This is a genomic window from Chryseobacterium sp. FH1 (genome assembly GCF_000735135.1).
Lineage (GTDB): Bacteria > Bacteroidota > Bacteroidia > Flavobacteriales > Weeksellaceae > Epilithonimonas.
In genome coordinates this window covers 898,214-911,061 of record NZ_JPLZ01000006.1, presented here as the reverse complement: position 1 = coordinate 911,061, position 12,848 = coordinate 898,214, and the positions used below count along the sequence as shown (strand labels likewise).

Genomic DNA, 12,848 nt, shown 5'->3' with positions numbered 1-12,848 from the left:
ATTGTGAAAATCGAATAGCGTAAGAATTTGAAATTAAAGATTGTTACATTGTTCTAGTGATAAATTGTTACATTAATATTATGAAAATAATCTGCGTAGGAAGAAATTACGGCGAGCACGCCAAAGAGTTGGGAAATGACATTCCGGAAGATCCAGTGATCTTTATGAAACCTGACACCGCCATTTTGAAAAAAGGCTCGGATTTCTACATTCCTGAATTTTCTGATGACATCCATTACGAATTGGAGGTGGTTTTGAAAATCTCAAAAGGTGGAAAATATATTCAAAAAGAAAACGCTGGAAACCACTATGACGAGATTGGTTTAGGATTGGATTTCACGGCGAGAGACTTGCAATCCAAGCTGAAAAATAAAGGTTTACCTTGGGAATTGGCAAAAGGTTTTGATGGTTCGGCGGTGGTTTCAGATTTTGTTTCGAAAGAAAATTTTGATTTGACAAATCTTGGATTTTCATTAATCAAGAACAATGAGAAAGTTCAAGACGGAAACACGAGCGAAATGATTTTCAGTCCCGAGGATATTATTGCTTTTGCTTCTCAATATTTCACTTTGAGAGTTGGCGATTTGATCTTCACAGGAACGCCACAAGGTGTTGGGAAGGTTTCTGAGAATGATCTGCTGGAAGCTTTTTTGGAAGATAAAAAATTGTTCAGTTTAAAGATCCAGTAGTCAGAATTAGTTGATGGTTGTTGGTTAATAGTTGACGGTTATCAGTTGAATTCTTTTTATAATGGCTAAATTTTTGTACTTTGTAGCTTATAAACTTAGATTATGAAAAAAATTATTTTACCCGTAGATTTTTCCGACAGTTCAAATAAATTGGTAGATTATGCCATTAATTTCGCCAAAGACATCAATGCCGAAATTCATTTGATTCATGTTGCCGCAACAGATATTGGTTTTGTAATTGGTGATATGGGATTCCAATATTTCCCTGAAGTAGAGGAAAACGAAATCAAATATGAATTAAAAGAACTGAATAAGCTTCAAGAAAGAATTGTTGCTCAAGGTGTTACTTGTAATCATATTTTGAAACAAGGCATCGCCGGTGATACGATCTTAGAATTTGCAGATGCTCAGAATGCTGATTACATCGTAGTTGGGTCACACGGAAGAAGTGGTGTCTACGACGTTTTCATCGGAAGTTTGACCAAAGAAATTACCAAAAAATCCAAAATTCCTGTTTTAGTTGTTCCTTGTCACGACGAAGAGTGATATTAAGAATTAGGATTCAAGAAAATCAGGATTTAAAAATAAAAGAACCCGTCTCGTTTTAGCAACAAGACGGGTTTTTTATTATATAATCAATTTATTTAACCTTCGTTTTTATAAATTTTTGGATCGTAATATGGATTCTTACCTTCCGTTGGAGAATAATATTCCTTATCTTTTTGTCCGCCCAAAGTCACTACCAAAATATAACACCAGTAGCAGAAAAACCCTGTTGCTACAAGAAATAACACCCAATTCAGCACATTGCCAAAAAGTGTGTAAAATCCGAAAGACCATTTGAAAGCTGCACTTAATGCTAACCAGAAAGATGTCATATTTTTCTTTTTTTAAATTAACTTTGCACAAATTTATAAAAAATGTTTCGATTACTTTCAAAAGAAAGCAATATTTTTTCTGTTCCGGCTTACATTGGATTCTTGTTTCTGATATTCCTATCACTTAACTTATTAGATTTCAAAAACATAGACTTGATTTCGATAATAATTACATTCACGGGAATTAGCTTGGGATATTTTTTATTCAACGCGATTGCGCTCAACCAGTTTTCCCATCTTCCACTTTTTCTTTACACTCTCTTTGTTGCATCCTTCTACGATGGAACAATTGATCTGGGATTGGGCGTTACTTTTTTGATGAGTTCAATTTTATTATTGATTTTAACAAGTCAGAATGATCAACTTAGAAAAAGTTCCTTTATGCTCGTCGGCGCTATATTATCGTTCACATTTCTCTTTTTCCCGCCGAGCTGGCCAATGGCTGTCTTTGTGATTTTCCATATTATTGGAACATCCGGTAGAGTTGGACTCAATATGTTTCGACTTTTGTACGGCGCTATTTTGATTGTTTTGAGTTATTTCGGCGTGATGTATCTCATTCATTACACCACTTGGGACAGCAAATATTTTCCATTTTCCACATCGTTTGAAATGTTGAAAACATATTATCCGTTGTACATTTTGATTCCGATTGTTTTGATGATCATCTTTTCAATCTCAGATCATTTCAAACATTACAATGAGAAAAGCCCGATCAGCCGCTACAAATATACTTTTGTTCTGGTTTTTTCCCTAGCACAATTGATCACCATTATTTTCTATATGGGAAATAATTACGATTATCTTTTGCTTCTAGCCCTGCCTGTAAGCATCATCATCAGTCGAATGTTGCGTTTCCTTCCCAAATACTGGATGCAGGAATTGGGACTTTGGATCATAGTTTTTACACTTGCAGCATTTAAAATTGCTAATTTTGCACAATATTAAAATAATAAATGAAGAATGATTCAGATAGATGACAAACTGATTTCCGAAGATATATTTGCAGAAAGTTTCGTCTGCAACCTTACCAAATGCAAAGGTATTTGTTGCGTAGACGGCGACACTGGCGCACCATTAGACAAGGATGAATTACCAATTCTTGAGGAGATTTTCCCAAAAATAAAATCTTATCTTAGACCAGAAGGCGTGAAAGCCATCGAGGAACAAGGAACTTGGGTCGTGGATCCTTATGACGGCGGTTACGTAACGACATTGGTAAACGGAAGCGAATGTGCCTATGTTATTTTTGATGAGAAAGGCACAACAAAATGTGGTATCGAAAAAGCCTACGAAGATGGCGTTGTTGATTGGAAAAAACCAATTTCCTGTCATCTCTATCCTATCAGAGTTAATGACTACAAAACTTTCATCGCGCTCAACTATCACGAATGGGAAATCTGTAATGACGCCTGTACTTTGGGAAAAGAATTGCAAGTGAGAATCTATCAATTCCTGAAAGAACCTCTGATTAGAAAATATGGCGAAGAGTTTTACAAAACCCTTTGTGATGCAGCCGAAGAATGGGAAAAGGAATATAATTCTTAATCAGACTCGAGATTTGAAACTCAAGATATAAGACAAAAAAAGGATTCAAAATTTGAATCCTTTTTTTATAATTTAGAAGTTCTAATTAAAGTTTAAACTCATCATCAGAAACTGGCTGATTGATTTTGATATCTGTATTTTTGATTTCAATTTGTTGTCCAGCGGCGTCTAGGGACATTTCTTCTACGAATTTGATTCCGTCAACATCTGCATATTTTTTGATGATCATATTTCCTTTCTCATTCTCAGATTTGAAAAGCAATCCTGTTTTTGCATCAAAATAAGATTTGCCTTCATCTGAAGAAAGAACGAAATAATCTTTTCCATCAATTGCCGTTTTCTCAACTGTTTTGATTTTTGCAGCATCCAAACCAAGAGCATCCATCAATTTTGCAGTTTTCAACTTCTCAACCTGATCTGCTGGGAAATCTACTTTTTGTCCCATTTGGTTAGCAAAACCCTTTTCACCGTCGAAAACCTGCACCATCTCCTGCCCCATCATAGATTGGCTGGATTTGAATTTGTTGTCTTTCTTGATTGTTTTTCCTTCCATTTCCATTCCCATCACGCTGATGGAATTTTTCATAGAAAGTGTTTTCACAGATTCCAATTTCTGTTTTCCTCCAAGAGCTGTAATATAATTGTCAATTACTTGCTTTGCTGTTGGAACCGCCTGAGCTGCCATATTTGCGACCATCAAAACAGAAAGTGCAAACGTCATAATAATTTTCTTCATTTTTTTTAAATTTTTCCTTTGAACGAAAGTAGTTAAATTTCTAAAATAATTGGGTTTCATTTCTGAAACATTTCCTTTAATTAGTGACCATTTTTATCAAAATGTTACAAAAAAAGACCTCAATTTCTGAAGTCTTTGGAATATCATTAATCTTTTTTAAGATCTTGCTTTACGTCTTTGTATCCGTCTGACACTGCGTCAGCACCTTTGACAGCTGTCTTTTCTACTGCTTTTGCACCTTTTTTGGTTGTAGTTCCAACCCATTTTGCACCTTTCTTTACTCCTTTTTTGGTTGCTTTTGCACCTTTTTTAGTTTTGTCGCCAACCCATTCTGCACCATCTTTTACGCCTTCGCCTGTTGCTTTTGCACCGTCTTCAACTGCGGTTCCAACAGCTTTTGCATCTTTTTTCACTTCTTGTTTTACTGTTTGAGCATTCATTGCAACAGTTACGAATAGTACTGAGGCCAATGCTAATAATCTATTTTTCATCTGATTTTTTATTTTATAATTAATGTTTCAATGATAGCATAAAGCACGCCAAAAAAATTAAGCTAAATTTTAATTATTAAAAATAATATTTTCTCTTTCGTTTCAAAAAGGAAAAACAATATTTTTGCAAATCAAATGTCGAAATCTACCCAAACTACGAAAAGAAAAATTCATCAGAAAAGAAAAAATGCTTTTATCAAAAAGCGTTGGATTCTTCTGATCATACTTTGCGTAGCATTATTAGGAACTGGTTTTTACTTGAGACAAAAAATTAATTATTATTTTTCTTATTATTTAGGAAAACATTTCGAGCACAAAAATCTTACTAATTCTGAAAAAGAAACAGCAAGAATCGACAAAATCGTGGGGTTATATTCCAATCAAACTTTTGGTTTTGACATTTCTCATTATCAAAGAAAAGAAGATATCCAATGGGACAGTCTCAGCATTGGCAACCGAACAATTCCTTTGAAATTTGTAGTTCTGCGTGCAAGTATGGGAAACAAAAGACTTGACAAAAACTTTGACCATTTTTGGGAAACCGCAAAACAACACAATCTGATCCGAGGTGCCTATCATTTTTACAGACCCGACGAAGATCCAGTGATGCAAGCCAATTCCTTTCTTTCTGTTGCGAAATTGGAATCCGGAGATTTGCCTCCAATTCTCGACATTGAAAAAGCACCTAGAAAAAAAACGAAAGCAGAATTGATTTCCGACCTTAAGATTTGGATCAAGATAATGGAGGAAACTTATGGTGAGAAACCAATTATCTACACCTACTATCACTTTTACAAAGACTATTTGAAAGGTGAATTTGATGATTATCCGCTTTGGCTAGCCAATTACAATGATGTTCCTTCGCCTTCGCCAGATGATGAATGGCAGTTTTGGCAATTCTCCGAAAAAGGAATTGTTTATGGCATCAATACCAAAGTAGATCTGGATATTTACAATGGAAATCTGTGGAGTTTGAAAATGCTGACGATTGATTAGACAAAGGTCTTCGACTCCGCTCAGACTGACAGACGATTAGTATTATAAATGTCACACTGAGCGGAGTCGAAGTGTTTATATTTTTTTATTTATTTAAAAACTCAATCACATCTTTGTTCAACTCTTCCGCTCTTTCTATCGGGACGCCGTGTGATGCACCTTTGTAGATTTTCAATTTGGAATTAGGAATTTCTTTGGCGATGTATTCTGTATGCGTACGCAGAATCAAATCATTTTCTCCTGCTAAAACAAAAACTTTCGCTTTGATATGGTTGAGTTGTTCCATGGTTATTTTTGGTTCATCAATCATCAATTGAAGCAAGCGAATGTCACGTTCAGGTTTGTTTTCAGCTTTCATTTTCGCTGCGTCCTTTTTCATATTTTCGACTTCACTTTCTCCAACGCCATTTGGGAAAACGTTGGCGCCGCTTGTGATGACTTTATTGATGTTCTTTGGATATTTGATTGCAAATTCAATTGCCGTATTTCCGCCATCGCTCCAGCCGAGAATATTGATTTTCTTTAATTTCAATTCATCCGCCAAAGCTTTTACATCATCAGCGAACTTAATGTAGGTTAATGGTTCAGTCGAAGTATCCGTACTTTTGCCCTGAGCGCGCGTGTCCATCGCAATTATTTTGAAATGCTTGGAAAGCTCCGGAATCTCTTTCTTAAAAGCGTCGATGCTTCCACCGTTTCCGTGCAACAAAAATAATGGTTCGCCTTTTCCGTACACTTCGTAATAGATATCGGCATCTTTCAAATGAAGTACTTTTCCCACTTTTTCATTTTTACCAAAATCTGAAACTTGGGCAATGCCGAAAATGCAGCTACATAATAAGACTAAGAATATTATTTTTTTCATTGGATTTGATTAATGGTCAAATGTAGAAATAAATCAAACTACTTTTTCACTTTCACATCAATGTTGATGGCTGGTGCTGCCAGTCCGATCTTTTCCCAATTCCCATAAAATGAACGGTAGTATCCCGATCTGAAAAGCGCCCCACTCAAAGCTACTTTCCCATCCGATTGTCCAATAAACTGAATCCCGACGAAGAATTTGCCTTGAAGCCAGATTTTTTCATTGCTGACGTCCACAGAAAAAGTAGAATTATCCAAATTATCTTTATCAATGGTAGCGATGATATCTTTATTTAAAATCAGATTGTTCGGTTTTCCATCTTTCTCATCATAAATCGTGTAACGAACTTTGATGGGCGTCGTAGCTTCGAATCTGGAAAAATTGATATTGATTTTGGTGATTTTTAGTTTTTTGCTGGAGCTGAACTCAACCGCAGTTTCTTCTACGACTGAATTTCCTTTTTCGATATTCGGCGTAAACATCACAGATTTCGATTTGCTGTTCACGCCCAGATTTTTGTCTTTGTAATTATTGGGAACGAGGACAACTTCCTGAATATTGGTGACTTTTTCGTACAAATAAATAATGTAAGGATTCTGTTTTGCAAAGTCTTCTACCGAACTGCGAAACTGTTTGTATCCGGGAACGGAGACTATCAATTCTTTATCTTTCGAAACATTGTCCAATTGAATTTGGAATTTTCCGTTTTCGTCCGCCTGAATTCCAGAACCTTCGTTCATAATTCCAATTTTAGCGTAAGGAATTGGTGTGTTATCTTCTTTTGAAAGGACGGTTCCGGAAATGGTTTGCGCGTGAAAAGATACGAATGCGAAGATGGCAAACAGAAAGTTGAGTTTTCTCATAGAGTTTAATTTGATTGCAAACATCTGAAATTTCCCATTTTAATTATCTCAAGAAAAGGTTAAATGAGCTAAGTGTTTTGTTAATTTTTTCAAAATAGCTTCAAGAAATCAACTAGTGACTAGCTTAAATTGTTAATAATTTTGTTTCATAGCATTTTCGACTTTCAAATCCTTATTTTTGCACCTTCAAATAACATCCATCATTTATCCTTCATAAAAATGAATTACGTTTCTGCAGAAAATCTTAGCAAATCTTACGGCGTCAAAGTTCTGTTCAAAAATATTACCTTCCACGTGAACGAAGGCGACAAAATTGCCATCGTTGCCAAAAATGGAAGTGGAAAATCCACACTCCTGAAAATCCTGATGGGAAAAGAAATCGCGGACGGCGGTGAAGTCGTCATTAACAAAGACATTCAGGTGGTTTTGTTTGACCAGGAAATTGATTTTGACCCGAAACTTTCTGTGGAAGAGTTTATGATGACTTTGGATTCTGCGCCAATTCTCGCTTTGAAGAAATACCATCACGCTCTGACCTCGGAAAATCCGGATGATATGGAAACGGCTTTGGCTGAGATGGAAATCCATAAGGCTTGGGATTTGGAAAATGAGATGGAACAGATTCTTTCCCAACTGAAAATTACAGATTTGTCAGCAAAAATGGGAACGCTTTCCGGTGGACAAATCAAAAGAATTGCGTTGGCAAAACTATTGACAGAAACCAGAGCGGAACATCGCCACACACTGTTGATTATGGATGAGCCGACCAACCACTTGGACGTAGAAATGGTAGAATGGCTGGAAACTTATTTGAGTAAAGCGAAAATCACCTTGCTTCTTGTGACGCACGATCGTTATTTCCTGGATGCAGTTTGCGACAAGATTTGGGAAATGGAAGACGGAAATCTCTATCTCCACAACGGAAGTTACGCGACTTACCTCGAGAATAAAATGATTCGTGAGGACAACTTGAACTCAACAATCGATAAAGCCAACAACCTTTACAGAAAAGAATTGGAATGGATGAGAAGACAGCCGAAAGCAAGAACTACGAAGTCAAAATCGCGTCAAGATGATTTCTACGAAACTGAAAAGATAGCGAAAACCGACACGAGAAAAGAAACTTTGGCGTTGGATTTCGAGATGAAAAGATTGGGGAACAAAATCCTTGAACTTCGAGACATCAATAAAAGTTATGGTGAAAAAGTATTGTTCAAAGATTTCTCCTATCAATTTCAACGAGGTGAAAAAGTAGGAATTGTTGGGAAAAATGGTGCTGGAAAATCGACTTTATTGAATATCATTCAAGGTTTTGAACCGAAAGATTCTGGTGAGATTGAAACTGGAGAAACGATTAAATTCGGCTATTTTGCGCAGAAAGGACTTCAATATAAAGAAGATGAGCGCGTAATTGATTTCATCAAGGAAATTGGAGAGAATTTCCCGTTGGCCAATGGAAAAACCATTTCGGCTTCTCAGTTTTTGAGATTGTTCTTGTTTGATGACCAGACGCAATATTCGCCGATTTCGAAACTTTCGGGTGGAGAAAAACGCCGATTGCACTTGATGTATATTCTTTATCAAAATCCAAACTTCTTGATTTTTGATGAGCCTACAAATGATTTGGATTTGCCGACTTTGACGGTTTTGGAAAACTTTCTACAGAATTTCCAAGGCAGTTTAATCATCGTTTCGCACGACCGTTATTTTATGGACAGAATTGTGGACCACGTTTTGGCTTTTGAAGGCGAAGGAAAAATCAAAGAGTTTGTGGGGAATTTCTCAGAATATCGCGAGAATCTGAAAAACGAAGAGAAAAATCCTAAGGTAGAAAAGACGGAAGTCGGAAGTCAGAAGTCGGAAGAAAAATCGACTGTGCAAGTTGTGACAAATCCTCAACCAACATCCAACAACCAACAGCCAAAGAAGAAATTATCTTTCAAAGAGCAACACGAGCTGGAAACGATTGAAAAGGAAATGCCGAAATTGGAAGAACAACGAAGCAAAATCCTCGACGAACTGAATAACGAAACCGATTACGAGAAAATTGCAAAATTCTCTGCGGAGTTGGAAAGCATCTCAGAGAAATTGGAAAATTTCGAATTGCGCTGGTTGGAATTGCAAGATTAATTTTTCTTGGAAGTGACCATTATATAGATACTTGTCAACAACATCAGTATTCCGAGAATCAAAAAGCCGTATCTCAGGACTTCATTATCTTGAAACAGAAAAGAGCCTGATACCACGAACAATAATCCGATAACTGTGAAACTGGTTGATTTTCTATTTTGCATCAAATTGATTTATTGATAAGTATTTGACTTTTGCTAAATGTTACTACATTTTAACTAATATTTTCGCTTAATTAAAATTAAAGCTATGGACAAGATAAAAGACACCCGAAGTTTTATGAGAATCTTTCATCGCTATTTGGGATATTTGATGGCGGGAATTATGGCGGTTTATGCCATCAGCGGTGTGATTTTGGTTTACCGTGATACGGATTTCTTGAAAAAGGAAAATCATTACGAGAAAGTTTTTGAGAAAAATCTGACCGAAAAACAATTAGGCGAAGAAACAAAAATCAAGAATTTCGAGATCACAAAAACAGAAAATGGAATTGCTTATTTCAAAGAAGGAATTTATAATTCTGTAACCGGAAAAGCGGATTACACGAAGAAGGAATTACCTTTTGTTTGGGATAAAATGACAAAACTTCACAAAGCAAAGTCGGAGCAAGCCCTTTCTCCGCTTAATACATTTTTTGGCGTTTGTTTGTTTTTCTTTGTGCTATCAAGCTTTTGGATGTTTCCACCGAAATCGAAAGTCTTTAAAAGAGGAATGGTCTTTACGGCAATAGGAATTGCGATTGCTTTGCTTTTGACTTTTTTATAAGCTTAGTTTCGTATTTTGCGTCAGCTGCAAAAGGGATGGTAGTGGTTATCCTTTTTCTTAGCGAAGGAAAAGGCTTGGGAGAAAAAGATATTAACGGACAGCCCGACCCGAGCAGTGGCATTGCGAGGGCCTCAGGATGGACAGTCGTCGGCGAGGGATTTGCCCAAATTCTAAATGATATGGAAAGTCTTCAACAACACATTCAAACTCCAAATGATTACCAACGCGCCAACTCCTATGAACATCGCTTTTATTGGTAATCTTCCGGCAAGTCTCGCTGCAATTGGCGCTGCCAAAACCCCACCCAAAATCAATCCCGCAATCAATTGCCAATGACTGATCCCGATGACGGAAAAGAATGTCAATGCGCTTGCAAAGGTCACGAAAAACTCGGTTAAACTTACAGTTCCGATGACGTAACGCGGTGTTTTCCCTTTCGAAATCAAGGTTGATGTTACCAATGGTCCCCAACCGCCTCCACCGAAGGAATCCAGGAATCCACCAGCTCCAGCTAACCAACCGACACGTTTTGTTTTCTTTCTGATCTTATTCTTTTTGAAGGCATTAAGCAAAATTCTAACTCCGAGAATGAAAGTGTAAAGTGCAAGAATCGGTTTGATGATCCCAGCGTATTTTTCCCCTAAATAGGACAACATAAGTGCTCCTAAAATAGCACCCAAAATGCCTGGAATCAAAATAGTTTTGAAGAGCTTTTTGTTGATGTTTCCGAATTTGTAATGGCTAAAACCAGATGCACCACTTGAGAACATTTCGGCCGTGTGAATACTGCTACTGATAGCTGGCAAAGGAATTCCGATGTACAAAAGTGCTGCGGTACAAGTCACGCCATAGCCCATTCCTAGAGCTCCATCTATCAATTGAGCCAAAAATCCGACGAGAAAAAGCCAGAAAAAACGTTCATCCGTGTTAGTATTTAGATAGTGATAAGCAACTTCCAAATCCTTCACACCAATGTAAAAAGAAAGAATATTTCCAATCAGCAATAGAACGAACGCCAAGAAAAAGACTGTCGCAATTCTCCGCCATTTTTTCTCGCCATTGATCAGTGGCAAATAAGTGTGATCCGAATTTTCAATATTAGAAATATTCGTCAAGAAAAAAGAGCTTTCTGAAGGTTGACTTGGAAGGAAATAGAGTTTCTTATTTTCTTTTAGAATTGATATGATTTCCTGATCAAAAACTGGATTCTCTGTTGCGATGATCACCAAATCAGCCTCAGAAAAATCTTCGCGGACAAATTTTCTCTTGATAACTTTTACAGATTCATTTTCATTAAGCAAGATCTGGAGATCCTCAGAAATGGTTTGAGAAATCAAAGTAATATTGGGATCTGTGATATTTTGGAGAATATCATTCAGGTTTTCGGCTGCTACTTTTCCACCACCTACAATCAGCATTCTGTTGTTGGAAGCATTGATGAAAATTGGTAAAGAGATCTGTGGTTTCAAGTTTTTGAGATTAAAGTTATTGAATCAAACCTGCGCCTACCGTTACAAAACTTGTCTCGTCTATAAAAATAATACCGCCATTGGAAGCTAGATCTTTGTAGGAATCATAAGCAAAAGGTTTGGCGGTTTTCAGTTTCAGTTTCACGATTTCGTTGAGAGAAACCTGCTCTACTTCTTGCTTCTCCAATGTGTTGACATCCAATTTGTACTCGATGTCTTTGATGATTGCTTTGACTTGAGTCGTGTTGTTTTGAATCAAATATTTTGAACCTGACTTCAACGGTTTTTCTCCCATCCAACAAACGAGCACTTCTAATTCCTGCTCCAATTTCGGAAGGTCGTTTGACTTTACAATCAAGTCACCACGGCTGATGTCAATATTATCTTCCAAATGTAAAATCACACTTTGAGGCGCAAAAGCTTCCTCTACTTTTTTCTGATCGACTTCGATCGCTAAAATCTTACTTTCCGTCCCAGAAGGTAGAACTGTAACAGCATCTCCAACTTTGTAGATTCCGCTTGTTATTTTTCCTGCGTAACCTCTGTAATCGTGGTATTCTTCTGACTGCGGCCGAATCACATATTGAACTGGGAATCTGGCTTTATCAAGATTGATTGTATTTTCCAATTCGACTGTTTCCAGGTGATCCAAAAGTGTTTTACCTTCGTACCAAGACAAGTTTTCTGATCTGTCCACGATGTTATCACCATCCAGAGCGCTTATGGGAATGTAAACCACATTGTTCAAAGAAAGCTTGTCTGCCATCTTCGAATAGTCGTTTTTTATATTATTGAAAATCTCTTCGGAATAATCGACCAGATCCAATTTATTGATTGCCACAACCACATTTGGAATGTTAAGCAATGAGGCGATGATGGAGTGGCGACGCGTCTGTTCTATGATTCCGTTTCTTGCATCAATCAAAATAATGATCAAAGCGGCGTTGCTGGCTCCTGTGATCATATTTCTTGTGTACTGCACGTGACCTGGTGCATCTGCAATGATGAATTTTCTTTTTGGCGTGGAGAAATATTTGTAGGCCACATCTATGGTAATGCCTTGCTCGCGCTCTGCACGCAAACCATCTGTCAACAGAGCGAGATCCAGACTTCCATCGTTTCGGAATTTGCTTGCGCGCTCCACCGCTTCCATCTGATCGATGAGAATGTTTTTGCTGTCGTATAGTAATCTCCCGATGAGTGTGCTTTTTCCGTCGTCTACACTTCCTGCAGTTATGAATCTAAGTATGTCCATTTTTAGTTGTCAGTTGTTGGTTGATAGTTGATAGATTTTACGCAACTACGATTTTTTTGGATATCTCAATAGCCCTGATGGGAACGGCATCCTTTTTTGTTTTTTTATAACTAAATGTCAATCAGAAATGCCAACGTTCTGAAAAAACAAAAAAGATATAGTG

Annotated in this window: 15 protein-coding genes; 7 read left to right on the top strand and 8 right to left on the bottom strand. The window is 37.0% G+C overall.

All coding sequences use genetic code 11. From position 1 onward, the window contains the following. Positions 1 to 80: 80 nt before the first annotated feature. Together IO90_RS11070 and IO90_RS11065 are read left to right on the top strand one after the other, a co-directional pair. Positions 81 to 689, top strand: coding sequence for a fumarylacetoacetate hydrolase family protein (locus IO90_RS11070; RefSeq protein ID WP_034966450.1), 609 nt, complete (start codon positions 81 to 83; stop codon positions 687 to 689). Positions 690 to 791: 102 nt separating this feature from the next. Next, positions 792 to 1,235, top strand: coding sequence for a universal stress protein (locus IO90_RS11065; protein ID WP_034966448.1), 444 nt, complete (start codon positions 792 to 794; stop codon positions 1,233 to 1,235). Between the two features lie 98 nt (positions 1,236 to 1,333). Here the strand turns inward: IO90_RS11065 and IO90_RS11060 are convergent, their stop codons facing one another. After that, positions 1,334 to 1,567, bottom strand: coding sequence for a hypothetical protein (locus IO90_RS11060; RefSeq protein ID WP_034966445.1), 234 nt, complete (start codon positions 1,565 to 1,567; stop codon positions 1,334 to 1,336). A gap of 42 nt (positions 1,568 to 1,609) precedes the next feature. Here IO90_RS11060 and IO90_RS11055 point away from each other — a divergent pair, with 42 nt between their 5' ends. Continuing rightward, positions 1,610 to 2,515, top strand: coding sequence for a DUF6427 family protein (locus IO90_RS11055; RefSeq protein WP_034966442.1), 906 nt, complete (start codon positions 1,610 to 1,612; stop codon positions 2,513 to 2,515). Between the two features lie 15 nt (positions 2,516 to 2,530). Continuing rightward, complete coding sequence (locus IO90_RS11050) at positions 2,531 to 3,115, top strand: DUF3109 family protein (protein WP_034966440.1); 585 nt, start codon at positions 2,531 to 2,533, stop codon at positions 3,113 to 3,115. 85 nt (positions 3,116 to 3,200) lie between these two features. On the opposite strand, the gene IO90_RS11045 is transcribed toward IO90_RS11050, so the two are convergent. Both IO90_RS11045 and IO90_RS11040 read right to left on the bottom strand, forming a co-directional pair. Beyond that, positions 3,201 to 3,851, bottom strand: coding sequence for a hypothetical protein (locus IO90_RS11045; protein ID WP_034968950.1), 651 nt, complete (start codon positions 3,849 to 3,851; stop codon positions 3,201 to 3,203). Between the two features lie 146 nt (positions 3,852 to 3,997). Then, positions 3,998 to 4,342, bottom strand: coding sequence for a hypothetical protein (locus tag IO90_RS11040; RefSeq protein WP_131450866.1), 345 nt, complete (start codon positions 4,340 to 4,342; stop codon positions 3,998 to 4,000). Positions 4,343 to 4,477: 135 nt separating this feature from the next. Between IO90_RS11040 and IO90_RS11035 the strand changes: the two genes are divergently transcribed. Next, positions 4,478 to 5,338: a glycoside hydrolase family 25 protein gene (locus IO90_RS11035; RefSeq protein ID WP_081871809.1), complete on the top strand. Its 861-nt coding sequence runs from the start codon at positions 4,478 to 4,480 to the stop codon at positions 5,336 to 5,338. An 85-nt stretch (positions 5,339 to 5,423) separates the two neighbouring features. Here IO90_RS11035 and IO90_RS11030 read toward each other — a convergent pair whose 3' ends face one another. Beyond that, positions 5,424 to 6,203 (bottom strand): alpha/beta fold hydrolase, encoded by a 780-nt coding sequence (locus tag IO90_RS11030; RefSeq protein WP_081871808.1) that lies wholly within the window; start codon positions 6,201 to 6,203, stop codon positions 5,424 to 5,426. A gap of 38 nt (positions 6,204 to 6,241) precedes the next feature. Next, complete coding sequence (locus IO90_RS18770) at positions 6,242 to 7,066, bottom strand: carboxypeptidase-like regulatory domain-containing protein (RefSeq protein ID WP_051878564.1); 825 nt, start codon at positions 7,064 to 7,066, stop codon at positions 6,242 to 6,244. 219 nt (positions 7,067 to 7,285) lie between these two features. On the opposite strand from IO90_RS18770, the gene IO90_RS11020 reads away from it, so the two are divergent. Beyond that, positions 7,286 to 9,196: an ABC-F family ATP-binding cassette domain-containing protein gene (locus IO90_RS11020; RefSeq protein ID WP_034966436.1), complete on the top strand. Its 1,911-nt coding sequence runs from the start codon at positions 7,286 to 7,288 to the stop codon at positions 9,194 to 9,196. On the opposite strand, the gene IO90_RS19010 is transcribed toward IO90_RS11020, so the two are convergent. Continuing rightward, positions 9,193 to 9,360 carry a hypothetical protein gene (locus IO90_RS19010; protein WP_165570274.1) on the bottom strand — a complete coding sequence of 56 codons (168 nt, stop codon included), beginning with the start codon at positions 9,358 to 9,360 and terminating at the stop codon, positions 9,193 to 9,195. The two genes, IO90_RS11020 and IO90_RS19010, sit on opposite strands and share 4 nt — an antisense overlap. An 85-nt stretch (positions 9,361 to 9,445) precedes the next feature. Here IO90_RS19010 and IO90_RS11015 point away from each other — a divergent pair, with 85 nt between their 5' ends. Continuing rightward, the gene (locus IO90_RS11015) at positions 9,446 to 9,961 is read left to right on the top strand and encodes a membrane protein (protein ID WP_034966435.1); all 516 of its coding nucleotides are present in this window, start codon (positions 9,446 to 9,448) and stop codon (positions 9,959 to 9,961) included. Between the two features lie 170 nt (positions 9,962 to 10,131). Here the strand turns inward: IO90_RS11015 and IO90_RS11010 are convergent, their stop codons facing one another. Further along, positions 10,132 to 11,430, bottom strand: a complete 1,299-nt coding sequence (locus IO90_RS11010; protein WP_081871806.1) for a TSUP family transporter — start codon at positions 11,428 to 11,430, stop codon at positions 10,132 to 10,134. Positions 11,431 to 11,446: 16 nt separating this feature from the next. Beyond that, positions 11,447 to 12,685: a sulfate adenylyltransferase subunit 1 gene (locus IO90_RS11005; protein WP_034966433.1), complete on the bottom strand. Its 1,239-nt coding sequence runs from the start codon at positions 12,683 to 12,685 to the stop codon at positions 11,447 to 11,449. Between the last annotated feature and the right edge of the window lie 163 nt (positions 12,686 to 12,848).

What these genes read in the sequence shown, in the direction of transcription:
- IO90_RS11005 (WP_034966433.1), bottom strand. Translation starts at nt 12,685, where the DNA reads ATGGACATACTTAGATTCATAACTGCAGGAAGTGTAGACGACGGAAAA.
- IO90_RS11015 (WP_034966435.1), top strand. Translation starts at nt 9,446, where the DNA reads ATGGACAAGATAAAAGACACCCGAAGTTTTATGAGAATCTTTCATCGC.
- IO90_RS11030 (WP_081871808.1), bottom strand. Translation starts at nt 6,203, where the DNA reads ATGAAAAAAATAATATTCTTAGTCTTATTATGTAGCTGCATTTTCGGC.
- IO90_RS11045 (WP_034968950.1), bottom strand. Translation starts at nt 3,851, where the DNA reads ATGAAGAAAATTATTATGACGTTTGCACTTTCTGTTTTGATGGTCGCA.
- IO90_RS11050 (WP_034966440.1), top strand. Translation starts at nt 2,531, where the DNA reads ATGATTCAGATAGATGACAAACTGATTTCCGAAGATATATTTGCAGAA.
- IO90_RS11065 (WP_034966448.1), top strand. Translation starts at nt 792, where the DNA reads ATGAAAAAAATTATTTTACCCGTAGATTTTTCCGACAGTTCAAATAAA.
- IO90_RS11060 (WP_034966445.1), bottom strand. Translation starts at nt 1,567, where the DNA reads ATGACATCTTTCTGGTTAGCATTAAGTGCAGCTTTCAAATGGTCTTTC.
- IO90_RS11040 (WP_131450866.1), bottom strand. Translation starts at nt 4,342, where the DNA reads ATGAAAAATAGATTATTAGCATTGGCCTCAGTACTATTCGTAACTGTT.
- IO90_RS11020 (WP_034966436.1), top strand. Translation starts at nt 7,286, where the DNA reads ATGAATTACGTTTCTGCAGAAAATCTTAGCAAATCTTACGGCGTCAAA.
- IO90_RS11070 (WP_034966450.1), top strand. Translation starts at nt 81, where the DNA reads ATGAAAATAATCTGCGTAGGAAGAAATTACGGCGAGCACGCCAAAGAG.
- IO90_RS11035 (WP_081871809.1), top strand. Translation starts at nt 4,478, where the DNA reads ATGTCGAAATCTACCCAAACTACGAAAAGAAAAATTCATCAGAAAAGA.
- IO90_RS18770 (WP_051878564.1), bottom strand. Translation starts at nt 7,066, where the DNA reads ATGAGAAAACTCAACTTTCTGTTTGCCATCTTCGCATTCGTATCTTTT.
- IO90_RS19010 (WP_165570274.1), bottom strand. Translation starts at nt 9,360, where the DNA reads ATGCAAAATAGAAAATCAACCAGTTTCACAGTTATCGGATTATTGTTC.
- IO90_RS11055 (WP_034966442.1), top strand. Translation starts at nt 1,610, where the DNA reads ATGTTTCGATTACTTTCAAAAGAAAGCAATATTTTTTCTGTTCCGGCT.